Here is a 22,951-nt window from a genome sequence, read left to right on the forward strand (position 1 = left end):
TCCTTACGCCCAGACGCGAGCCGGTGTTTTCGGTTTAACCACAAAATCGTTCAGCCCGGATAAATCGAGCGAGTCATTCATGACCCGCAAATTGACGTGATAGCCGGGTTCGGTGGTGTACTTGATAACTTCGTTTTCTTCACCGGCATTGATAACTTCAGCAGGAACAGTGATAACCCCGACGATATCCAGGCTGATATCCGGGTGAAATAAACCACCCTGTCCCTCATCTTCCATAAACCCCGCCGCGATTAGCTGCATGCGCATTTCGTCGGCGTCATTAAAACGCAGATATAAGTCTCTCATTAGCGGAGTCCATTAATTTGGTTGGGAGTTAGCAGGCGGTGCCAGATACGGAAGTTGCGAAGGTAATAAACGAACCTTGCAGTAGATTGGGCTACGTTACCGAATTTCGTGATCGCATTAACATCGGCATTGGTTCGGGTACCTGAAGTGGTCTTTCCAATAAATGACATAGACACAGCATTGCCCGTGATGGTATATGCGAATATACCTGACGCCCCATTTTCTAGAGCAATCTCCAGCGGGTTACTGCGGTAGGAACGCATCATTTTATTCGTATCGAGTCGACAAACGATGTCATATCTGGGTCCCTGGACAGATATAGCCTCAGTATAGCCACCCACAGGCATAAACTTTGCTGTTAACTCCGCTGCAACGGTCCTATTAAACAGAGTTGCAAGGGTTTTATATCCGGCATTTTCAACAGGAATGCTCCAACTGTCTGCGGTGCGTGCAACGGTAGACGCCTCGGTTTTGATATATGAAGTAGGGAAAGGACTGTCCTCTAACTGCGCGCCCCATACATATAAACCTGACTTGCCATCACCGGTGTAGTTTGATGAAACGCCGTTTGCTAATTGAAGGCGAATAACTGTGCTTTGGCTTGCGGCGGCTGTGAATGCCATCCATACGCGATAAATGCCGCTTCCCAAATCCTCGAACCCGCGATCAATATAATCAGCTCCGCCCGCATTACCAGACCATGCCCCTGTAACCGGATCAAAGAAAGTTTGAGATGTGCTACCAGAAGCAACACGCAAATATAAGTTGCGTGGACTGGAGTGAGCCTTAACAAAAACGGAAAAGCAATAAGTTGTTCCTGCTACCAAAGCAATATTGCGATCCTGCGTGTAGTGTTCTGCCCCCGCTGTATCCTCAATTATCAGCGCCATCGTTTTATCGCCACGAGGTGAGTCACCACTGTTGTTCGTGGTGTTAACTCTCGATCCTGCTCCCCATTGCTCGGAATTTATATATAAGTTTGTGGCCTGAGATTCCAGTAATAACCCAGCCTTTTCAAAGCGCGGTTCGTTAATATCTGCGGTCTGTAATACGCCGGATTTGTCGATATACGTTGCTTTGGTTGACCGGGTAAAGGTCGCTGATTTTGTTGCTAATTCCAGCACCTGCCCGGAAATGGTCAGCCGGTCGTAAGGCGCAAACCCAGCCAGCAGGCGGAGGTCATCATTCAGCGGCAACCAGACGTCAGGGAATGGGGCTTCCTCATAGGGTACAGACGTCAGAAGCTGTGCGGCCGCAAGTGATGCTGCGGCACTACTGGCGCTGGCGGCTGCGTTGGTCTCCGACGTTTTGGCATTCGTCTCAGACGTTTTTGCGTTCGTCTCGGAGGTTTTGGCATTCGTTTCGCTGGTCTTGGCTGCTGTAGCGCTGCTTGCCGCTACGGTCTTAGATGAATTCGCATTCGTCTCAGAGGTTTTTGCATTCGTTTCTGAGGTTTTGGCAGCAGCAGCGCTGGCTCCTGCCGCACCCGCCTGGGCGATCAGTTTCGTCCAGCTGGGACCCGTCTTTTTCGAGCCGTCTGCCAGGGTTACGGTGACATCGCCGGTTCCCGATAAAATAAGGTCCTGGTTGATGATACTGCTTTGCGCCAGGCGAAACCCTTCCGTGACGGCTTTCGCCAAATCGTCATCAAGTGTGGCCATTCGTGATGTCCTTAAAATGAAAAACCCAGCCGGAGCTGGGTTATAAGGGTGGGATTCGTATCAATTACCGGAGTAACCAGAAAAGTTTGGGGTATTTCTTTTGGTGATTAATACCATTGATGGCTGCATGTCCATATAAGCCTCGCCATTAGCTATTCCTCTCAGGCCAACACGTATAGCTACAGGCCCTGAATTTGCAGGAATATCCAGACTAGCCGTAACAGGTACATAACAGTTTACCTGGCGTTGAGTGTTGTTCGGCCCGGCATACGACAGCCTTAACCCAAGAGGCGCGACTGTAATATTACGTCCGTTTATATTGACGTAGGCTTCCATGGCAGCGTTATAACTATCACTTTCATTCCATACGACAAATGTCGGTACAGCGATAGTGACATCATATGGAACACCACCCGCCCAGGTAACCTGTCGATAGAAATCCTGTTGTTTGCCAGGATCCCCCCGATACCTGCCACCCGGGAACGAGAACATATTAACGACATCGCCTACGATTTTATTCGCATAAACGGTGCCCTTGAAGTCTCCATCTGTAGCGTAAACCGTACCCCGGAACTCTCCGTTGGTGGCATAAATCGTCCCACGAACCGTCACGCCATTAAACGTGGCATACCCGGATTTATTGATATGCCAGCCGACATTACCGGTCCCGTCCCAGTTGCTGGACTGGATATAATTCCCGATTTTGCCGTTGTCGATGGAACCGTCCTGGATGAACACCGAGCGCAAAAACATCTGCCCGCCGGTCGCCGCAAACACCAGTTCCTGCCCGTTCGTCGTCGGGTTATAAACCGCGAAGGTATCGGCAGAAATCAGGAAGTTTGAGGCCCCTGTACCGTCAATGCCCAGCTGGATACCCGCGATGCGTTTAACACCGTTCGCTTCCACCTGGACTTTAACGCCCCACTGGGCCGAGAGCTTGCCGTTGATATCAGCAACAGCCTCGCTGGTCGTCTGCACATTGGCATTAGTTTTCCCAATAGACGCTGTGACCTGCTCAATGCTGGTCGCGGTAGCGCTCCCCAGATCCGTAACGGCTTTATCAATGCGCGTGATGGCGGCGGCGTTGGTCTGGCCGTTTTGCTCAACCGTGGCCTTAAGCGTCGTAACCTGCTCAGCTACAGCGCTTGTGGCATCTGCGGCGGTCTTCCGGGTTTCGGTGATCTCGGCCATCGTTTTTGTTTCGCCAACGGCGAACGTGACGCGCTGATCAGAGAACGCCATGAAGTTGGCGAGAGCATTGGTGACGTTGCCGACAATACCGGCGTCGCGGCTGGCCGTGTTACCGTCCACATCCACTTTCAGGCTGTCGATACGACGCCCCAGCGCGCTGTCTGCATCCGTGCGGGCCGTGGTTTCCGTGCTGATATCCGTCTTATTCTGGTCAGTCGTGGCCTTAACCGCAGCCAGCGCGGTGGTCTGCGCTTTGTTGTTATCAGCGACAGTTTTATCGATGCGCGTGATATCGCCGGTATTTTTCCCGACGGTGGTCTGCAGGCCTGACAACGTAGTGGCCTGCGCCTCCTGCTCAGTCGTCAGCGTTGCCAGCTCCTGCGTCACGCTGGCTTTGTTGGCGTTAACGGTCGCTTCCAGCGCCGTCCGGGCCGTCACCTCCGCTTCCTGCGCCGTGATGCGCGCCTGGCGTTCGGTGTACAGCAGACCCGATGCCAGTTTTGACGGATCGTCACCGGTATAGCCGCCCCGGATCTGCGCCGCCAGCGTCTCGCGCGCTGTGGACTCCGCCTGGTCGCCAGCGACACGTGCTGTCGTTTCCTGCTGCAGCGCCGCCATACCTGCACCGGGCGTAGGCCGCCCGAGCGCCACCCAGTCAATCAGGTAGTAGTTCGTCGCATCCTGCTTAGTGGACAGGTCCAGTCTGAACTGATTCATCGTGGTTTCGGTCAGCCACGGGATGTTGTCGAACTCCACCGTTGCGATACCGTTGGCGTCATAGGCAGGCTCGGCGACGGTGATCATGTTGGTGTCGTTGAAACCACCAGTGCCACGCCACCGCAGCTGCCCCGTCCAGCCCGGCGCACCGAATTTCCTGATGCGGAGTTTAACGAAGCGATAGGACGAGGAGTTGATAGCCAGTGAACCCGGTGATGCCACCCACGGATCGGTGGCATGGTTCGCTGGTCGAATCCACCCGTCAACGATTGTGGGAGTCCCGTTCCCGGTCCAGCCCTCCACCGTCGAATCGAAGTACCAGATTTTGGCCGGGTCGAACTGGGAGCCGGTGCCGGCTGATATCTGCGCGATCTGCTGCGCCAGCGAATCAGTGGTGGTCTGAATCGTCTGGTTGACGTTGCTGATATCCGCGACGCGCTCGTTCTTCTCGGTCAGCAGCGCCTGCCCGCGCGCCGTTGCCTCGTCGGTGATGGCTTTCTTACGATCCGTGACCTCCTGCGCCAGTCCCGCTTTGGTCGTCGCAGACTCTGTAGTGACTGCGGTGATGTCATCGCGTGCTGACTGAAGGTCATCACCCAGATCATCTATGTCCGAAACGAGGTTCTTATAGGCGTCGGTCTGTTTGATCTGGTTATCGATATCCACCAGGTAATCTGCGGCAACCGAGCTGCTGCTGCCCTGAATGAAGTCAGTCCAGGCTGACTGGTTGCCGGTGCGGTCAACAAGCCGCGCGCGGTACCAGAAGCCTACCCCGGCTTTCAGGCCCAGCTGCTGATACATGTGCTGCGGGTAAGGCACTCCCGTCAACAGTTGTGCATTCGCGCCGGTCGAGACCGTCGAATACTGGATCTCGGTTTGCAGCGTATCGCCAGTGCCTGCGGGGAAATCCCAGTCCAGCTGTACCCCCCAAAGCAAAGGCGTTGTCCTGAAGTTGGCTGGCTTTGGCACTTCACCAACCCGGCCCTTGAGATGGGTCAGCGCTGACGTTGCCCACAGACTTGACGCACCACCAGCGTTTATCGCCCGAACGCGGACCAGGTAATCACCTTCGAAAATGCCCGGAACTTCCATATTCCGTAGGCCGGTTTGCGGAACGTTCACCCACTCGCTGCTCCCGCGGCGCCACTGAACCTGATAGGCGATCACATCCGCCTGCGGCTTCCCGGCTTTATCCAGCGGGACATCCCAGGACGCCGTCAGCGTCGCAATGCGCTGCCCCTGACGCACCGATTCATAACTCGACACCACGATGTTGCCAGGCTGAGAGACTACACCCGTAGGGATCAGGCTGACAGGCGGGATGTCCAGGCGCGCATTGTTATCGACAGCGTCATATTTCGAGGCGTTGTATTCCGCACCTGTAATGGTGTAGGTGTTCTCCTCGTCGTTGAATGTCAGGTTCATCACACGAAAATACTGCAGGCGCAGCTGTCCGGCATCGATAACGAAAACGGCATCTGGCGCTGGTGTAGAGGAAAACGCCGTGGCCAGGATTAACTGCGTGCCGTTGACCGCCTGAATGACCCGGTTTTCCACAATGCCGCCCTGTGTGCGGATCATCAGCGTGTCGCCCGGTACGGCGCTGGTCCCGCGATCGGTTGTAACGGCTTTAAGCCCGGCGTTGTAACTCACAACGCGCCCACCATACACTCGCCCGGAAAAGCGTTCATCCGCAAAAGCGAACACGGTGCCGGGAACATAGGCAAAGCCATCCAGCCCGGTTTGCAGCGTGATCAGGCGATCGAGATAGTTGGAGTACACCGCCCAGCCGCCGCGACGCTGCGCCTCACTCTCACGCGTACAGCCAATGGCAGTCAGCTGCGTCTGCTTGAATTTGAACTGCTTAACCAGGTCAGGAAACATCACCGCAGTGGTGCGATCCTGGTAGTGGTTGTCCGGGTCGCTGAAGTTAATCAGCGCCGAACTGTAGCGGTTCTTCTCGCTGCCGCTGGAATAGTTCGGCTTACCGACGACCGAGGCGCGGGTGAGGATCTGCAGTTTCGTCGTGTCTGCCGGCATGTCCGAGACAACATTGAACATGTTGTTGCCCCAGAACGTCATACCGTTGAAGCCAGCGGCGATATCCTTAATAACCTGCCAGGCATCGGCCTGCGACTGGATATAGACGTCAAACAGGAAGCGCGGCTCGGTACCGGTGCCGCCCTTACCATCGGGCACCTTCTGGTCACAGCGCTGGGCTATGCGATACAGCTCCCACTTATCCAGCATGGCTGCCGTTACCCGACGACCCAGGCCAAAGCGCGGCTCAGTGAGTACATCGAACCAGATCCACGCCGGGTTATTCGACCAGCCCCATTTGAATGTCCCATCCCAGGTGCCGTTATAAACCCGGCTAACCGGATCATAGTTCTGCGGGATGCGTATAATCCGCCCTTTCGGCTTGCAGGATATCTTCGGGATGTTGTTGAAGGATTTTGCGTTGAACGACACATACAGCAGCGCGGTATGCGGATAGCGCAGGCGCGCGTCGATCACCTCCGTGATTGCCTGCACCTGTGTCTTGTTCTGTAGCATCTGGCTGGTGCTGTCTGCGGTATCGCGAACCACGCGGATCTGCCAGCCGGTGTTAGCCTTAGGCAGATTGATGCGGTGGGTCAGCTCGTACAGAGAACTGAGCTTTTCCGTTACGGTTTTGGTGAGCACAGTGCTGTATGCACCGCCATCTACCGCCACATCGATGTGATAGGTGACGGAAGTGCCGACGATATCGCCATCATTCTCCTGCTGCTGCAGACCGGTAATGCCGATACGCACCAGCACTGCGTCAATCTGGGTATTACTGATGGCACGGGTCCAGGGAGTGACCTTCGTCAGCGACACGCCAATGCTGGTCTCGTTCTCCACAGCAGGAAAGCCGGGGATCGGCGTCTGCGTCTGCGTGCCAGGGCGAAAATCCCAGGAGACATTCTCAAAGTTCATCGAACCATCGGCGTTGCCCAGCGGAGTGCCGTCAAGGAAAATCCGGGTCGCGTCCAGCCCACCAGCAAACTCCCCTTCACCGAGCGCCAGCAGCATACGGCAACGCGCCATAGATTGGGCTGAATCAGGCTGTTCGACAGGCGTATGCTGCTTCTGGCTTCCGCCCTTTGCACCAGTAATCGTTGCCATATTGCATCCATAAAAAAGCACCCGACCGGGTGCTAATTGAAGAGTAAGAAGTCGTCAGATGTCCTCGGCCACGATCCCTGCACTGATAATCGCCCCCCCGATTTCACGCTCGCCATACAGCAGAGCAACCGGATTGCCCATCGCCAGGGTATTCACTGCGCCGCCAAAGGCATAGCTCGGTTTGTTGTCCGGGTCATCGCGCCCCTGCAGGCCTTTGGGCTGCGGCGATAGCATCTGGTAAATTCCGCCGGCCATCATTGAACCACCGGACATTATCAGTCCTGCAGCAAACGTCGCGCCGATACCGGTCCATCCAGTGAGAATGCCCGTTGCAATGCCGGCAACCACCATGACCGCCCCGAGAATGGTCTGGAACATGCCGGCCTTTTTCGCCCCTTCCATAATCGGCGCAATACGGATGTCACTATCGCCGCCCAACTCCTTGTAGTCCTGAACCCCTATATTCCGCTTACCGCGGAACACCGCAAACGTCATGCCGTTCTTTTTGGCGTTCATCAGGTAGCTTTCCAGCCCGTCCAGGTTGATGCAGAGTGCCTTCACGGCTTCTGCCGATGTCTGCACGGCCAGTTTATGGACACGCCCGAACCGGGCTCCCAGCGCTCCATACAGGCGGATAGTGGTTAAACGCGCCATGGCTGTATCTCCTGCGGCAGGTCTTTGTGGCGAACGCAGATCATGGTCCGGTCCTTGAAGTAACCCCGGGCATACGGCGTGATGCAGGAGGGCTGGCCATATAGATGGTGAAGTAGCTCACCTTCCTCTGTGATGATCCCCGCGTGGTTCCACTTAGCGGATTCAACCTGCATGATGACCATGCAGCCGGGCGCCGGGTCGCATTCGACAAACCCTTCCCGCTCCCAGTTGTCAAAATAGAGGTTGTCCGGGTACTGGCTTTCCCACCATGGGTAATCAACGCGGAAATCGTTAAGCATCACGCCCTGAGTGGCGTGCCAGTCCATGACCAGCCCCCAGCAGTCGTGCGAACCCAGAATGAACGGGCGGCCAATCAGCGGTATGGCGTCCGGCGTTACTTCTGCGTATTCATCGCAGTCCGGAGCGTAGATGCCCCAGACCACGCCGGAGTTATTACACTGCTGGCGATCGAGGTCAGACGGGATAGGCCGTGCGCCGTCGCCCGGGTGGGAGTGAATGACCCGGATAATGGTTCCGGCATCCTCAGCATTCGCCCAGTGCTGACCGTCAATTCTGAAATGCTCGGTCGGGTTTTCGTGGCTGTTCGGCACAGGGATATAGCGCTGGCGCCGTCCTGACTGAATGACAAAGCCGCAGCACTCGCGTGGGGATTCCTCCAGCGCATGCGCCCGGATCGCCGTCATAATGGTTTTGTTCATGGATATATCCGGTTATCGGGTGAAGAGAACTGTCGCCGGGTAGCCGCCGAAATCAAGAACGGCAGTGTTCGGTTCTGCCAGCCCTGCGCCGAAACGCTTGCGGCAGTCACTGAGGCAACCCCCGCATACATCAAACGCCGGGTCCGCTACCGCATTACCCTTCGCATCGAAATATGCCGTGCCGTTGTAGGTGCAGCCGTCACCGCTGCGATATTGTCCGCGTAGAGCCCATTCGCAGAGCGAGGTGATCTGCCGGGTTGGTATGACCAGGTTCTGCAGGTCTGCCGGGCTACTGAGCGACCAGGACACCATCTCGTCATCTTCAGAGGTTTTGGTATCCAGCCAGAAGGTCTGTAGGGAGAACATCGTCGGGTCTGCTGTCGGATTAACACCGCCCGGGAAGTTCACCGCATCCAGGTAAACCGCGTAGGTGTCAATGATGCTTACCTTCGCATTCACCATGTCCTTAAACTGGAGACAAAGCGCGGTGATGTGGCCGTCGAGGTTAGACACGCTGAGCTTTGGCTCGGCGGCCTGATCCGTTGAAAGCGCCAGGTCGGCAATCTGGAAGGGCCAGAACTCGTAGGCGTTGCCATCCCAGATGATGGGCTTCGGCCCCAGCCTGGCCTCGTCGCCGTTCGCCGCGTCAATCTCGGCAGGCGTATGGGGAAACGGGCTGTAGTGAAAGCGGTGGATCCCGCCGCTGAACTCTGAGGCATCCACTTCGACCAGGCGGACCCTGCCGCCTGGTGCCAGCTTCGCGGCCTGATCAACAAGTTCCATTATGCGTATACCCCGTAGGCCCGTTTAATAGTGAACGTCAGCTCAGCGAATTTGCTGTTGATCTGGTTCTTGCGCACCGAGTTAGCGACAGTCCGGTAAAGCCCCTTCTCTTCGCCTGGCGGCGTGATGATGAAAGCCTTTACGGTATGAGCCAGCAGGAAGTCGCGGATAGCTTTTACCTCGGCATCGGTACCAGTGTGCTTCATCGGCACCTGAATGGCCGTGGAGTTGATGCCGTTCTCGGCCACCTGCTCATAACCATCGCCGAACTGCGCTGCACGCACCGTCTGGTCATATTCAATGGGCCCGGCACCGAGCTGCGAGCGCCAGCCGTAGGTTTCAACTACCATATTTACTCCATAAAAAAACCCGCCGAAGCGGGTTTGAATTTGATAGTGGGAGCCAGTTATAAACAACTATTTCTGGCAAACCTTCTTAGACTTGCTGATAGTTCCATCATTACAAACAAACTTTTCACCTGAGCAATGCGATATTCCACCTTTCTTACCTGAGCATGGTTTGTTTGCAGCCGTTGCTGTTAGCGAGAAAAGTGACACCAATAGAACAACAAGAATTTTCTTCACATCCCTATCCCCATCAGTAAAAGATAAGATTAATCCTATCAGGAGAAATCACAGGCGCAACGGCAAATGCTGATTCATTGATCTCAATCGACTAACGACAAAAAAGCCCCGGTGGGTGGTCGTCGGGTGTGGTGGTTACTTACACTCAGCGTTCCAGATCTGATTAAATGTTTTTGCATTGCGCTTATCAAAAATCATATTTTTGAAAATGCCAGAAGTGTGCTTGCGCTTATTGATCGAGACCTCAGTAAAGAAGCGTTCCCCGGTTGTTATTGTTCCGCAAACATAGCCGTTAACAATGTCCTCCTCCGTCAGCTCTTGCTTCAGATAGAAGGTTGAGCTTTTGATAACGTCGGCACCTAGTTTATCTAGCGTTTTTGCAATCCAAGCGTTTGACTCACTTTTAGCAAACGCAGGTATGTCTTCGCTTTTTATCTCTTGTGATTTACTGGCATTGATGAACAAATAAATAACAACAATCCCTACAAGGCCAATTTTGAGCGCCTTCATTATCATCCCCTTGATTAGCATCGTATAGCTCATGATAACTAGGGGATGTATGGCTGTAACCAGGTACATGTGATATTCCCATCTCAGGAATTAAGCCAAGAAATTACTTTGCCTGGAACTGTCTCCCAAGTAATCCATCGCTTCGGGCGGCTCTTGCCAGGATCTCAGTCACCTTGGCTTCGATTTCCTTGCCTAAAGCTCTGGCAGCGGCATTACCATCTCCAGACGTATTTGATGATGTATTGCCCTTGTTATCGACGTAGATATCAATATTGACCTGCGGCTGCGAACCGCCCCCACCTTGCGCCCTGACTCCCAGTCGTCCTGCGGAATCACGCGTAAGCGGCATGATCGCCTCTTCGCCCGCCTCGGCAAATACACCACCCTTGGCAAACTTAGAGGCTCCCTGAAACGTGAAATACTGAGGTGAATTGTAGACGCCATTCACATATTTACTGAGACCTGGAGAATCGTATACGCCGCCTTTAGCGTTGAACGTTACACCTGCAGCAGCATTGGCGTAAGCTTCACCCGGAGTTGAGCCACCACCAGACCCGCCGTTAACCCACCCCATTGCCGCCTGCACTGCGTAGGCAACCATAAGACGGTTTGTCACATCCAGGATCATCTTGAGCATGGATTTGCCGAACTCTTTAACCGACGCTTTGCCGGTAGTCATAAGTTCGGTCAGCATGTCGCTCAGGCCTGTTAGGGTTGAACTGGCTACATTTTTAACGGCGTCATAAGTATTGGTGGCGACGTCCAAATACTCATTCCAGCCGCTGATAGCACCTGATTTCCAGTCGCCACGCAACTTATCTTCTTCAGCATAATATTTACGAAGTGCCGCTAACTCCTTCTCATATCCAGCGTCTTCAAGCTTACCGCCTCCGTTCAGCCAGCCCTGACGAAGTTGGGCCTCCTCCATCATACGCTGTGTCTGGCGACTGCTGAGGCCTGCGCTATCACGTACGGCATCAGTCTTTTCCGACATCTGAGTGACGTACTTATTAGCCTGCTGCGCCAGGCCATTAATCTTCTGCTGGGCCTCAATCTCCTTGTTTTTCTGATCCACAACCTTAGCAGCGTTGAGGATGGCCTCCCGACTTGAGAGAAGAGATTTCTCCTGGGCAGTCAGCGCACGGGTTTTAGCGGCCTCGTCCAATTCGGCAAAATGCGATTGCTGTTTGCTGAACTCAGTGTTTTTGGCGTGAAGATCGCCGGTCTGTCGCAGGGTTTCGAGCGTTTCCGTTAGGGTTCTGGCCTGGCCGCGGTAGTTCTCCAGGGTGCGATCGCCAGCATCCAGCGTAGCTCTTGCCTCTTTGGTCTTTTTGGCAGAGTCCTGGGTAAGCTTCGAAACTGCATCTCTCGATTCGCGACTTGTACCCCCTTCACCCTTGACCGAGGTTCCTCGCGCTTCAGCCTCGTAATTAGCTTGCGCGTTTGGTGCGGAGATCCGTTTCCAGAGTTCATCGTAGCGTTTTTTATTGGCTGCGATTTCTTTGTCAGCTTCAGCCCCAGCCTTTTTCATTGCCTCGACATCCATGCCGAGGAAATTTGCCAGCGCACCACCACCAGGAATTTTTTCAGCCCATCCGGCAACTGTTCCGGTGAATTTAGCGTCAAGCGAGGTGAGATTCAGAAACAAATCATTGATGGATGCTTTCAGCAATTTGAAGATATCAATGATTTGATTGCCCCAGGCCCGAACTGTAATCCCGATTTGGCCGAAAATGTCGGAAGAGGAGGCTTTTAGTCCGTTCCAGGCTTGCCCGATATTATCGGTGGCCTCAACAATTTTATTGCTACGGTCCTCCATGGTGCTGGCAAACAACGTTATCGCTTCGTTTGCAGCTGCTGTTTTGCCCTTAGTTTTTTCAAGGGTGATGATGTGCTTCATCATAGCTTCATCAACAAAGCCATATTGCTGATTAAGGCTTGCCAGCGCCTTAATAGGATCGCTTGCCAGCCGTGAAAAGTCCGCCAGTGCAGCCTTCGTATCGAGGCCAGCATCGCCCATAGCCATAATGGATTTGGCGATTTTAGTCATCTGGTCGGCGGTATACTTCCCGGTGTCATTAAGTTGTATCAGGGTATCAACAGAATCAGCCAGGGACGCGCCAGCATTTTCTGCAACATCTTTTGCCGCGTCATTCAATTGCTGCATTGATGAGAAGCCAGCCCCTCCCATCAAAATGAGCGATCTGGCAACATTGTCGAACTGCTGGGATGAGCTATATGCAGCTCCCGCCAGAACAGCCAGAACAGCTACAGAACCCGCAATAGCAAGGTTAAAGGTATTTAGCAGACCACCCGCCCGCCCCAGTTTTTCCGCTGCCTCACTCGTGTTATTAAGACCTTCAGCAGCATCACTGATGTTTGTTGCCGATTCAGCGGTCCCTCTGCTTTCTTCGTTAAAGCCAAATAATGCATCCCTCAGAGCCTGGAGCATTGGACCGAGGCCCCCGAAGGAATCCTTAATCTGCCCACCCTGTTGTAGCAGGATCAGGAATGGGGATTGTCCACCTGCCAGTTGAGTAGCAATATCGGTAAACTGCGCCGGGAGCGTGCGCAGCGCAGCACTGTACTGCCCCACAGAAATTCCAGCGCGGCGTGCAGCGGCCTCCTGTCGGGATAGCGCCTCAGGCAGCACGTCAGCCACGCCAGAGAGCCGTTCACGCGTCTGGTTGAGGATGGTGTTGAAATGCTCGAACTGGGTGCCGTTAATGCGCCCTGCTTCGAAGTGTGCCACCAGCTGCGCATGCTGCTCGTCCAGCGAGTTGAATGCGCGGATCGTCGGGTCGATTGAACCCAGCAGGTTCTTCAGCGCGGCTGATTGCTTCTCTGCCGCCTGAGTGGCCGCGAGTTCTGCCTGGGCACGCGCAGCTGCTTCGCCGGTATCCGTCAGCTTAAGTCGGGTATCGTCCAGGATTTTGTTGTAGTGCTGAAAATCGTCGGTATCCAGGAAGCCTTTGGTCTGGAAGTTACGCAGCGCAGCCTGCTGTTCATCCAGGCGGTTCAGCGCCTTGTTTACCGGATCGATATTCTCCAGCAGGCCTTTGAGCGCAGTCTGCTGCTCTTTGAGACCTTCGCTGCCCTGTTTCGCAGACTCAGCGCCAGCGCGGAATACACTGTTAAGGTCATCGGCTTTACCTACGGCTCCCGCCGCGGCTTCACCGAGTTTATCTAGTTCATTGCTGGCTGTTTTCAGATCGGATACGTCAGCACGCAATGTGATCGAGGCGATTTGGTCACTCATCAGGCCGTCTCCTTATGCATCACTTTGAGAGCCTCGCTTTCCATGATTCGAATATCAGCCATGCAGGCCGCCGCATCCTCAACCCCGTGCAATTCAAACACCCAAGGGAGAACGTTGTAATCAAGACCGGTCGCACCGCTCGCACCGACGCGCCATTGGGTCGCCAGAGTGGAGAAGACGGTAAAGGCCTCCCATATGGATGGCAGGATCCCCACCTCTTCCTCCACGTCCTCAGGCGTTAAACCAAAAGCGGCTAACTCCGCGAGTGTCGGTCCCGGTGTATACATCGCTGCGGCGACCTGCCTCAGTTTTTTTCGCGGATACCCATCAGCTCTTTGGTGTAGGCCAGGCCGATGCTGTCGAACGCGCGCGGATAGTTCTGCAGGAGGACGATCACGTTATCGCGGGTGAACTCATCCGGCAGCGCCCAGCCGTCGACGATTTCCATCAGATAGTCGGCCTGTGGCGCGATAGGCGCTTTTTTGCCATCGGCTTTTTTTTGCAGTTGCTCGTCCAGAGCGCGCAGCTCTTCAAGCGTTTTATGGCGGAAGCTGAAGGTCAGTTTGCCGTCTTCTTTCCCGGCTTGTGGGATGCTGGCAGTAGCTGAAAACGTTGGGTTCGGGATCAGGGAGAATTGAGTCATTGATTCATCTCAGAATAGCCCGGCGAACCGGGCATAAATGGTTAGCTGACGGTGACGGCGCAAGCAGCTGAAGTGAGCGTCTTGCCTGCAGCGTCGGTGACTTCGCAGATGTAAGAGCCCGCATCGCCGGATGCGATAGATGGGATGTTGAACGTCGAAGCTGTTTTGCCAGGGATGGCGGTGCTGCCCTTCTTCCACACGTAGGTGTAAGGTGCGGAGCCGCCCTGCATAACCACAGCCAGATCCAATGCAGCGCCAACTGCGAGGGTTTTGGTGGCTGGCAGGTTGGTCAGGAACGCCAGCGGCACAGCGGAGGCATCGGCGATCGGGTAAATCTGCATATCCGATTCGAAGTTCATGCGCGCGTCGTTGCTTTCCACCGCGTTGATTTCGGTACGCGGCACGCGCTGGAAAGATACTTTGGCGGAGTAGTAACGATCCGCTTTGCCACGCGGGTTGTGGAACCATACCGCCGTGGTGTCGCTGGAGTCGTCCAGGTCGATGAGACGCTTGTAGATCGCCAGCATCGGGTCATGCGCGAAGGTGTAGACCTGAACCACGGCGTTTTTGAACGTAGGGATGGTACGGGCCTTATCATCTTCCAGGAACTGGACACTGATGGTCTGCTGGTCGCCGCCTTCGGTAGAGAGCGTCATGACCTGAGGCATGGTGATCCACGAGTCGATTTTGCGCAGTGTGCCTGCGCCGGTGCCCGCCGGGAATTTCTTGGTATCGGTGGTATCGAACGCTTCCAGCACAATTTTGGTACTGGTTACCGATTTAACGCGCAGCACCATGTTATCGAGTTTGAGCCAGCCAGAACTGACCTGGACAACATCGCCCGCGAGAATCCCGGCAGCAGAGGCAACGGTCAGTTCGCATTCCGTCGCGTTGGAGGCTGCAGTGAAGACAATCGGCGCAAGATAGGCCTTGGCCACGTTCACACGTGACCCGTTAGGGATTGCGAATGCCATTGCATTCTCCTGAATTGAGGTAATAAAAAACCCGCCAGGCGGCGGGTCAGTAATCAGCGCGGTACTGCATGCTGACGGGGGTGGTGTAGGTGATGGAGCCACTACTGCCGTTGGGTGCAGATGTTGGGCGATCCTGTATCGGCGTGCGCACCTGCGGCGGTCCGTTGATATAAACCGTCAGGTCACCATCCATCAGCGGCAGCCCTTCGGGGAAGGCATCGGCAACAGACTTTGCCAGCCCTCGGGCCAGGGTCACTCCGCTGCCGGCAGGAGCGATGATGTTGATCTGGAGAATGCCCTGGTACGTACGCAACTGGCCTTCCAGGTCCTGCCCCACGGTTTGCGCCGGCAGAACATAAACACGCCCGTAAGGCGCATTATCCGGGGGAGTAAACGCGATGTTCGGCCAGGCCACTGGCAGTCCGAGGGAGGAGCAGATTACCGCAACCCGGCTCTCAAGCAGGTCAGCGATCCGCATTGACTGGTCACCGGCCATTACGCACCTCGCTCATTGCTTCACGGAACAGCTGCGCGGCGTCCAGCGCAGTGATACCCACCATGCCGCCGGGCGCCTGACCAGAGTGCCCGTTCTCAAGCGCCGCCGCATAAGGCAGATTATTGGTGAAGTAAATCGAGCTGACCTGGCCCACCCTGAACACCTCGAGCACCGCCATGCCACGGGAGTTTGAACCCTGGCCGGAAGCGTCCGGTGTATCGTTGGACTGAGTAGGCTGGCTGTCGAAACCCACATACCAGTTGTTTTTGAAGCGCCCGCCGACATAGCCCTCAGGCTTTTTGATGTCTATCGAGTCATTTACGCGCAGACCTCGCTTAAGCCGTCCCGATTTGGTCAGGTTGGCAGAGTCATCGCGAAGGGCCGCGTTATGCTCCCGCACCGCAGTGTTGTACGCCGTCGCGGTCTGGTTAACCTGCCAGATATCCGGCTGGCCCACCGGGGACATCTCAACCAGTTGAGCGAGGATTTTAATGCCCGTCAGGCGCACTACCTGATCCATCTCCTGCTTCGAACTATCCACAAATAACTGAATGGCAGCCAGGAACGGCTGATTAACAGAGCTGGCCATAGTCACGCCCTCAGCTGGATGTTGTAGGAGATGAGTACATCGGCAGGCTTAACCGGATTAGGCTGCACCACCCGCCATGCTTTGCCGTCGATCTCGATGCGGTCGTCAATGCGCACTTCCGTTTCGAACGTGGCCGCCAGCTTTTTATCGCCAGTAGTAATCAGAGAGCCATCTATTTCACGAGAGGAGTATTCAGTGACAACGCCAGTGACGGTCGCAGTGATAGTCGGGGTGGTTACCTCTTTGCCGAACTGATCGCGGGTAGTGCCGCCACCGCGGGTAAGCGGATAAGACTTCCCGTTCTCGGTCAGCAGTCGCTTTGCGGTGTTTCGCATGCGGCGGTAGTCGATTGGCATATCACCCCCTTTCGATGCGGATCTGATTGCCGCCCACCACCAGCCCACGCAACGAGGAGTAGAGCCAGGGGAATGACGGTGAGGCCTTATTCGTTCCCGGCTCGTACTGAACGGTAACCGCTCCCTCGACGCGCTCCATCGTCACTGCTCCACCACCTGCGACCGAAGGCGTGAGGTCTATCTCCTGCGATTCCATAGCCAGGCGGCACTGCGCATCAACCAGTCGTTGCGGAATGGTGTCATCCGGCAGGTCAACGCCATCAAAGCGCACGCCCATGCGCGGCCACGACAGCGGCTGCGATGTGCTGGAGCGCTGGCCGCGCCAGTTCTTCCCTTCGAGAAAGTCCATAGCCTGCATCAGCATCTGGCCGCACTCGCCGTCATCGGCAGGAACGGTATACCCGCGCCCCGCCGCGAACGCACGCAGGTCAGCAACGCTGGCGTAACTGTTGAAGCCAGGTGAATGGGGATCGGCAACCAGCATGGTTACTCCTCCAGACGCCAGTCTAGCGCCAGCCAGTTATCAACTTCGTCAGGGTGAACCTCAGCGCTCAGCGGACTGCCGGGAAACTCTGGGATGTCACGCACCATGACCACCAGCTCTACACCAGGCTGGTCCTGCTGAGCAGGAGTTTTTTCAGCACCATTCTGTGTGGCAAGCTTTTCAGCCTCACGCAGCGCGCGCTGCTCTTTGGTTAATCCGGCCATTGGGCCTCCTGAAAACAAAGGGGCCGAAGCCCCAGTGGTTAACCCATGATGATGGTGGAATGCTCAGGCTGCACGGCTGCAACGCCCCACGCCACACCAACTTCATAACGCACCTGGCGGTACTGGCGATACAGCGCGATCTGGAAGGTGATGCCGGATACCGGGTCGGTCACGTTCATCACATCATCGGCGGTGTCGCCGCCTTTTGGCATTGCCGGGGTGCGACACGCCAGCAGGAATGCGTTGCGATCGAAAGCCATGTTTGGTGCGAATTCAGCCAGGACAGTAACGGCCGCCTGGTCTGCCAGATCCTGACGCAGGCCTGGCGCACCAATGGTGATACTGGAAGAGGTAGCAGCCACCACCAGATACTGATTGTCGTCACCGTCGAATTTCACTGCGGTGCCGACTGCAATCCCACCAGTACCTGCAGAGATAGCGACGATGATGTCGCCTTCTTTCTTCGCGCCGTTGACCTTATAGCCACCCGCGGTGCTTTTCGCGGTGCGCTTGATGTTGGCGGATTCATGCAGGTTGAAGCCCATTACGCGACCGATTACACCTTCGCGCAGCAACTGGTCGGTTCCGGCTTCATTCGCTTTGAACAGCACGGACTGCTTACCACGAATGGAGGCCATCGCCTCACCGCCCAGCACCATACGCAGGTCGGTAGTTGGCGCACCGTTATCAACCAGAATCTGGCGAGCCAGCGCTGCATCAGACAAATCGTCTTTAATGCTGAACGGCGTATCTTTCGGCGCACCGACAGCGCGAGAGGATTTGTAGTACAGTGCCGCCAGGTCAGCGTCCATCTCATTGCTCAGTGCACGGAAGGCCTGGGAAAACTGGTCAGCCAGGATGACGTCGTAATTCCCTGACGGCCCGATAGCCAGCTGTTCTTCACCGTTCCATTTGACCGGGGCCATTTTGGATTTGGTGATTTTGACATCCACGGTACCGATGTTCTGATCGCCATCGTTCGGGGCGGTCGCTGCAGGGGTGATATCGACGGTGGTGGTTTTTGGTGCCACCGGCGCGGTGACGGTCTGGTCTTTAGCCGCAGCATCAGCTTTCGCGTTGCGCGCCACGGCAGGGATGAAGCCCACTTGCTCGCGGGATACGCGGTTCAGTGCGGTGTACAGAGTAGGAATCAACCCAGTAAGCGTATTGCTCATATTCTAAATATCCTTTCGATTAATCGACGATGCTGACGCCGTCGCTAAGCGCAGCCTGCTTGCCTGCGCCATCAAGAGCGTCAAACGCACCGCGTTTCATGGTTTTTTGCCCGGCCTGATGCTGCGACTGGTGGGAGCCACCGCCGCTGTTACCGGACGCTTTGAGGATGTAGTCTTTCTGCGGATGCAACTCGACCAGAGATTCCAGCGCTTCATCGAAGCCAGCCAGTTCGCCGGGTTTGGTGCGGGAGAACACCTTGTTGCCCTGGCCGTCGTAGGCCACGACCTTGCCGTCTTCAATTTTGAAGTTCTGGCCGAAGTGAGAACGCACGAACTCAGCCGGGATCGCCATCTTTTCGGAGATGAATTTCGAGCCACCGAAGCGGCCGCCGATCATCTCGTCGTAGAGCTGGGTTTCGAGCTGTTTGGTCTTGCCGTTCGCTTCGTCCAGCTGCTGCTGGTATACCTTGGTGATCTCGGCCTTCACCTGGTCAACGGCGCCAGCGTCGATCAGCTTTTTCTGGTCGATTTTGGTCATCATATCCAGGGCCTCGAGCGCCTTGGTCGGGTCGGAGATGCCAGCGAATTTCGCGAGGTTGGCTTCCGCCACCTCCTTCGCCTCACGGTGGGTTTTAGCCTCACCGTTTAGAGAGGTGATTTTGGTCATCGCTGCGGCTGCATCGAACGGGATCTCTTTGCCATCATCATGGATGTACACAGGCATACCGTTTTCAACGACCACATTGCCGTTAGCATCAAGTTTGAGTTTCATTGTTTTGCTCCAGCCTTCCGGCCATTGGTAATAGGTCATCCGACCCGTTCACCGCGTCGCATCCGCTCAGCGGCAGGCATAAAAAAGGCCGCCCGAAGGCAGCCTGATATTGATGAGGTTTGTATTACTCGAATGCCGACGCATCCACGCGGCGCAGTTCGTCCAGGGTGAGAAACTCCCCGGCATCATTGAACATTTCCGGCACCGTGATTTTGCCATCACGCAGCATCATGGCGCGGGTGACACCGAGCACTTGCTCCTGCCGTGCGTACGGCTGCCGGGTAAGCCACTCGGCATAGCTGGTATGCGCTGGTACCTGTCCGTCCATCGAGGCGCGCGTAGCGCTGCTCAGCTCGCCAGAGGCTATCTGCAGCTCGGCCCACGATTTGGTAATCAGGATTTCGCCGGAGCGGCAGTTTGAGACGAGCAAACCGTTAGCGAAGTATGAATTAGCCTCACCAACAGAAAGGTCGTATAATTCATTCCTATTATCGACAACAGAAATGGATTCAATGGTGCCATGAGAAAAGTTATTGATTACGCATTCCTCATCCAGTTCGAGCATTGGGGCAAGGGCCTTTCTTTGCGTGAAATCGAAAGGCTGTACGGGCTCGGTAATGGTGTTGTCTCCCGAGCAGCCATTAAGCACGGCATCAGAAGGCGTACCAGAGCTGAGCAGCAGCGTGTCAGCATCGACCGCGGAATTACCACCTACCACAGCGGAGCCGATCACCACTTCTTTGGGCTCAGAAAGGAAAGCAGCGATGTCATGGCCGCCCACTCCGCTCGCATGACCGCGAACAACCCCACTCAAAGCAGAGATGTCGTGGAAAGAATCAAGGCAACCAATCTTGCCAATGGTCATTTCGAGAGAGTCAGTGAGCGAATGAAGAGTCGCCACGTTAGCCATGAATACCGGGAGAAAATAGCCAAAACGCTGCAACCCCAATTCAGAGAGAAGATTAGCGATCGCGAGCAAATGATGCTTCTCGCTCTCTCCCATGATGATAGATGGGTTCACCAGCACCTTTTCGAACACTATCTGCTCGACTTTGCGATCCCATCCCTCGGCGTGGCTATCGAAATCGACGTCGGCGGGCACAAGCTCGGTCGTTCTCAGAAGCGCGATGAGAGTCTGGCGGAGTCTGGCTGGGTAATCTTGCGCATGAGATGTGACAAGGCAACTTCCGTTGATTACTGGCACCACCTCTTTTCCATGATGGAAAAGTTTGTCCCCAACTTTGAGAGCTCCTGCAAATTTCCATCCTTTAAGCGTCAATACCGGGTGATCGTGCGTTATCAAAAGAACCCTGCCGGTATCATCCTGGATCTTAATGACAGGGAGACCATTAGCAGCCTTTCTGACCTTCTGCATGACCGGCTCAAAGCGCCCTTTATGGGTTAAAGCCATATCCCCAAGTTCGATATGCTCTACCGCTTTAGGGCCATTGTCAGTTGTGATAATGGTCCCTTTGGGTACCGCGCAGAAGTGAATTTTTCCAGGTCCGCGTAAATACGGGATTTCATGCCCCAATGGCTTACCCTCGAGCGAGTAGAGCTTGCGGTCGCGGATGATGCACCACTGGCTGGTATGCGTATCCAGCGTGGACGACCACTGCTTGGCCTTGACTATATCGCTGTTGACCTGAGCGAATTCCTGCCGCGCCGTGGCGGCCATGTGATTCACCGCGGTGCGGGTCACCACCGCCAGGTCACGCCGGGATCCATTGATCACCCCATCTTCCCGGTTAAGTTTTGGCGTGCCGGCAACGCGCCGGACAATCTGTTCTACCGTCTCGCCCTGGAGGAAGCCGGAGCGCACAGCATTGGTGATTTTGTCCAGCCGGTCGGCTTCAAGCTTCTGGCCCCACTCCTTCAGCAATCTCCCCTGGAATGGCTGCGCTGCTGCTGCGGCGTAGACCTGCTCGGGAGCAATGCTCTGCAGCGGAACGTGTTTCAGGATCTGCTGTGGGATGCTGCTGCTGAACAGGTCCAGTTGATACCCGGCCTCATATTCAACGTAGCGCGTCAGTTCGCGTGCCAGCGCCGCGTTAACCGGTTCGTAGGCCTGCTGATTCAGTTCACGCACACCAGCCAGCAGCGATGCCAGGCGACGGGCGCTGTAGGTATCCGCCCGTTTGCCGTCCAGAAGCACCAGCAGTTTCGCGGCCAGCTCGGCATCCAGTTTATTCAGCAGCGCCACCATGCGCCGGGCGACGCCAGTGCCGTAGCACGTCACATAGAGGCCATGCGCTATCGTCTCATCCTGCAGGCGGTCGTTGACGGAACGGGCCATATCACACCTCTTCTGCTGGCGGTCCGATCAGCGAGGCCGATTCAGCCAGCAACTCATCAAGGACTTTCTCAGGGTCGGCATCAGCATCAATCAGGTTGAGCTTCTGCAGGGCTTTAATGGCATCAATACGACGGAGGTCACCACCCTGGCGCAGGGACTGAATAGCCAGCGCTGCCGGAGGGTTAAACTCTTTCGACTCGACATCCAGTTCAGTGCGGACATCGACGTTGCCACCCTCTTTCTCACCGATGTACTCGGCCATGATTTGCAGGATGTTGTCGATCGCATCTTCCAGACTGGTCGCCATGGTGTAGAGCGGGGACTGCTCCTGCATCTTCTCTTCTGAGGTCTGGTCTAAGGACTTCGTCGAGGTGTTATCGGTACGTAGCATCTTCGCGCCCGCCTGGCGCATCTGCTCCACCAGCTCAGCCAGCGATTCTTTGCCAGCGCCAATGGATGAGCCAGTATGCTCGACGTACTCGAGGCCCTGCGTCTGCCGATCGTTGAACGAGGTTGCCGATGAAGAGCCGATGGTCAACTCTTCCCCCTCCTCCAGCCCGAACACGGTGAGGATCGGCACCCGGGCGACGTGGAGGATGTTGTCCTGCTCGCTCTGGCTCTGCCAGTGTTTAACGTTCAGCAGCGCCATATTCAGCAGCGGCGGTGAACCGCACATGAAGCCGGTGCGCTTGGTGTAGAGCGTGACTAGGGTGATATCTCGACGGGAGGTTGCCCACTCTTCGTGCTTTTGCCAGGTTGCTTCACCCTGACCACCAGCGGTCTTTCGATAGATTTCGACCTTGCCCGGCGTCAGGAGGCGGATCTGTTCGACTTTCGTCTGCCCGAAGTCGTCACCGTCTTCGACCACCACCTCTTTGATGCGCAGCGACGTAAGCACGACCTTGCCGCCAGTCATCTTCGACTTCCAGCCGATCACCTGGCGGGGATTCAGCATGGTAACGTACGGGCGCGCGCCGGTGGCCTTCTCATCGGCTTTGGTCTTAACCTGTTCGGGGTCAACGCGGGGATAGTCCACCAGCGCATGGGAGAGGCCATACTGCATCGCCAGGCTGAAGAACGACTGCGCCCATACATCCAGGCGGGTGCCTTCAAGGTCCACGTCTTTCGCGAACTCACGCAGCTGGTCCGGCACGTTTTCGCCCAACTGGATTGGTTCAGCGAATACGCGCCCGACGTTCTGGTTGATCGTCTCTTCGTAGGCAGGAAGTAGCGTGGCCACTGCCAGGCGCTTTTTGTAATCCTCTTTGTCTTCCTTCGGCCAGCGCGGCAGATATGCCTCACACAGCTCGCGCATATACAGCGTGCCGCCCATCAGGGCGTCGTTAATGTCCCACGCCTGCACCATGTTCCCATAGTCCAGATTGGGTGTTGAAATATCAGGCATGGA

24 protein-coding genes are annotated in these 22,951 nt (G+C 55.7%); 2 read left to right on the plus strand and 22 right to left on the minus strand.

The window, feature by feature from the left end; all coding sequences use genetic code 11:
• Window positions 1-3: 3 nt before the first annotated feature.
• The 21 genes from C3F35_RS00885 to C3F35_RS27305 form a co-directional block, all read right to left on the minus strand.
• A complete protein-coding gene (locus C3F35_RS00885; protein WP_103792431.1) occupies window positions 4-306 on the minus strand; it encodes a hypothetical protein in 303 nt (100 codons plus the stop codon).
• On the minus strand, window positions 306-1,967 hold the full coding sequence (locus tag C3F35_RS00890) for a phage head spike fiber domain-containing protein (protein WP_103792432.1): 1,662 nt from the start codon (window positions 1,965-1,967) through the stop codon (window positions 306-308). The genes C3F35_RS00885 and C3F35_RS00890 overlap by 1 nt, the downstream gene beginning before the upstream one ends.
• 60 nt (window positions 1,968-2,027) lie before the next feature.
• Window positions 2,028-7,025 (minus strand): TipJ family phage tail tip protein, encoded by a 4,998-nt coding sequence (gpJ, locus tag C3F35_RS26970; RefSeq protein WP_103792433.1) that lies wholly within the window; start codon window positions 7,023-7,025, stop codon window positions 2,028-2,030.
• Window positions 7,026-7,079: 54 nt separating this feature from the next.
• The gene (locus C3F35_RS00900) at window positions 7,080-7,679 is read right to left on the minus strand and encodes a tail assembly protein (RefSeq protein WP_103792434.1); all 600 of its coding nucleotides are present in this window, start codon (window positions 7,677-7,679) and stop codon (window positions 7,080-7,082) included.
• Complete coding sequence (locus tag C3F35_RS00905) at window positions 7,667-8,398, minus strand: C40 family peptidase (RefSeq protein WP_103792435.1); 732 nt, start codon at window positions 8,396-8,398, stop codon at window positions 7,667-7,669. The genes C3F35_RS00900 and C3F35_RS00905 overlap by 13 nt, the downstream gene beginning before the upstream one ends.
• A gap of 12 nt (window positions 8,399-8,410) precedes the next feature.
• Window positions 8,411-9,181, minus strand: coding sequence for a phage minor tail protein L (locus tag C3F35_RS00910; RefSeq protein ID WP_199186139.1), 771 nt, complete (start codon window positions 9,179-9,181; stop codon window positions 8,411-8,413).
• On the minus strand, window positions 9,181-9,531 hold the full coding sequence (locus C3F35_RS00915) for a phage tail protein (protein WP_103792437.1): 351 nt from the start codon (window positions 9,529-9,531) through the stop codon (window positions 9,181-9,183). The genes C3F35_RS00910 and C3F35_RS00915 overlap by 1 nt, the downstream gene beginning before the upstream one ends.
• 66 nt (window positions 9,532-9,597) lie before the next feature.
• A complete protein-coding gene (locus C3F35_RS26975) occupies window positions 9,598-9,756 on the minus strand; it encodes a hypothetical protein (RefSeq protein WP_373407777.1) in 159 nt (52 codons plus the stop codon).
• A 144-nt stretch (window positions 9,757-9,900) separates the two neighbouring features.
• The gene (locus tag C3F35_RS00920) at window positions 9,901-10,275 is read right to left on the minus strand and encodes a hypothetical protein (RefSeq protein WP_146054036.1); all 375 of its coding nucleotides are present in this window, start codon (window positions 10,273-10,275) and stop codon (window positions 9,901-9,903) included.
• 103 nt (window positions 10,276-10,378) lie between these two features.
• A complete protein-coding gene (locus C3F35_RS00925; protein ID WP_103792439.1) occupies window positions 10,379-13,534 on the minus strand; it encodes a phage tail tape measure protein in 3,156 nt (1,051 codons plus the stop codon).
• Entirely contained in the window at window positions 13,534-13,821 is a 288-nt protein-coding gene (locus C3F35_RS00930; protein WP_103792440.1) for a DUF1799 domain-containing protein, read from the minus strand. The genes C3F35_RS00925 and C3F35_RS00930 overlap by 1 nt, the downstream gene beginning before the upstream one ends.
• Before the next feature lie 17 nt (window positions 13,822-13,838).
• Window positions 13,839-14,177 carry a phage tail assembly chaperone gene (locus tag C3F35_RS00935; RefSeq protein ID WP_103792441.1) on the minus strand — a complete coding sequence of 113 codons (339 nt, stop codon included), beginning with the start codon at window positions 14,175-14,177 and terminating at the stop codon, window positions 13,839-13,841.
• Window positions 14,178-14,218: 41 nt separating this feature from the next.
• A complete protein-coding gene (locus C3F35_RS00940) occupies window positions 14,219-15,151 on the minus strand; it encodes a phage tail tube protein (RefSeq protein ID WP_103792442.1) in 933 nt (310 codons plus the stop codon).
• A gap of 46 nt (window positions 15,152-15,197) precedes the next feature.
• Complete coding sequence (locus tag C3F35_RS00945; protein WP_233211643.1) at window positions 15,198-15,629, minus strand: DUF4128 domain-containing protein; 432 nt, start codon at window positions 15,627-15,629, stop codon at window positions 15,198-15,200.
• Between the two features lie 7 nt (window positions 15,630-15,636).
• A complete protein-coding gene (locus C3F35_RS00950; RefSeq protein WP_103792444.1) occupies window positions 15,637-16,236 on the minus strand; it encodes a hypothetical protein in 600 nt (199 codons plus the stop codon).
• A gap of 2 nt (window positions 16,237-16,238) precedes the next feature.
• Entirely contained in the window at window positions 16,239-16,592 is a 354-nt protein-coding gene (locus tag C3F35_RS00955) for a hypothetical protein (protein ID WP_032617997.1), read from the minus strand.
• Between the two features lies 1 nt (window position 16,593).
• Window positions 16,594-17,076 carry a DnaT-like ssDNA-binding protein gene (locus C3F35_RS00960; protein WP_103792445.1) on the minus strand — a complete coding sequence of 161 codons (483 nt, stop codon included), beginning with the start codon at window positions 17,074-17,076 and terminating at the stop codon, window positions 16,594-16,596.
• A 2-nt stretch (window positions 17,077-17,078) separates the two neighbouring features.
• On the minus strand, window positions 17,079-17,300 hold the full coding sequence (locus C3F35_RS00965; protein ID WP_103792446.1) for a hypothetical protein: 222 nt from the start codon (window positions 17,298-17,300) through the stop codon (window positions 17,079-17,081).
• Window positions 17,301-17,338: 38 nt separating this feature from the next.
• The gene (locus C3F35_RS00970) at window positions 17,339-18,475 is read right to left on the minus strand and encodes a P22 phage major capsid protein family protein (protein ID WP_103792447.1); all 1,137 of its coding nucleotides are present in this window, start codon (window positions 18,473-18,475) and stop codon (window positions 17,339-17,341) included.
• A 19-nt stretch (window positions 18,476-18,494) separates the two neighbouring features.
• The gene (locus C3F35_RS00975) at window positions 18,495-19,247 is read right to left on the minus strand and encodes a DUF6651 domain-containing protein (protein WP_103792448.1); all 753 of its coding nucleotides are present in this window, start codon (window positions 19,245-19,247) and stop codon (window positions 18,495-18,497) included.
• A gap of 124 nt (window positions 19,248-19,371) precedes the next feature.
• Window positions 19,372-20,250, minus strand: coding sequence for a hypothetical protein (locus C3F35_RS27305; RefSeq protein ID WP_375341687.1), 879 nt, complete (start codon window positions 20,248-20,250; stop codon window positions 19,372-19,374).
• Here C3F35_RS27305 and C3F35_RS27310 point away from each other — a divergent pair.
• Both C3F35_RS27310 and C3F35_RS27315 read left to right on the plus strand, forming a co-directional pair.
• The gene (locus tag C3F35_RS27310) at window positions 20,230-20,652 is read left to right on the plus strand and encodes a DUF559 domain-containing protein (protein WP_375341688.1); all 423 of its coding nucleotides are present in this window, start codon (window positions 20,230-20,232) and stop codon (window positions 20,650-20,652) included. The two genes, C3F35_RS27305 and C3F35_RS27310, sit on opposite strands and share 21 nt — an antisense overlap.
• A 120-nt stretch (window positions 20,653-20,772) precedes the next feature.
• Window positions 20,773-21,642, plus strand: coding sequence for a hypothetical protein (locus C3F35_RS27315; RefSeq protein WP_442786108.1), 870 nt, complete (start codon window positions 20,773-20,775; stop codon window positions 21,640-21,642).
• Here the strand turns inward: C3F35_RS27315 and C3F35_RS00995 are convergent.
• Window positions 21,545-22,948: a DUF4055 domain-containing protein gene (locus C3F35_RS00995; protein ID WP_103792449.1), complete on the minus strand. Its 1,404-nt coding sequence runs from the start codon at window positions 22,946-22,948 to the stop codon at window positions 21,545-21,547. The two genes, C3F35_RS27315 and C3F35_RS00995, sit on opposite strands and share 98 nt — an antisense overlap.
• Window positions 22,949-22,951: the final 3 nt, after the last annotated feature.

Source organism: Leclercia sp. LSNIH3 (assembly GCF_002935105.1).
Lineage (GTDB): Bacteria > Pseudomonadota > Gammaproteobacteria > Enterobacterales > Enterobacteriaceae > Enterobacter > Enterobacter adecarboxylatus.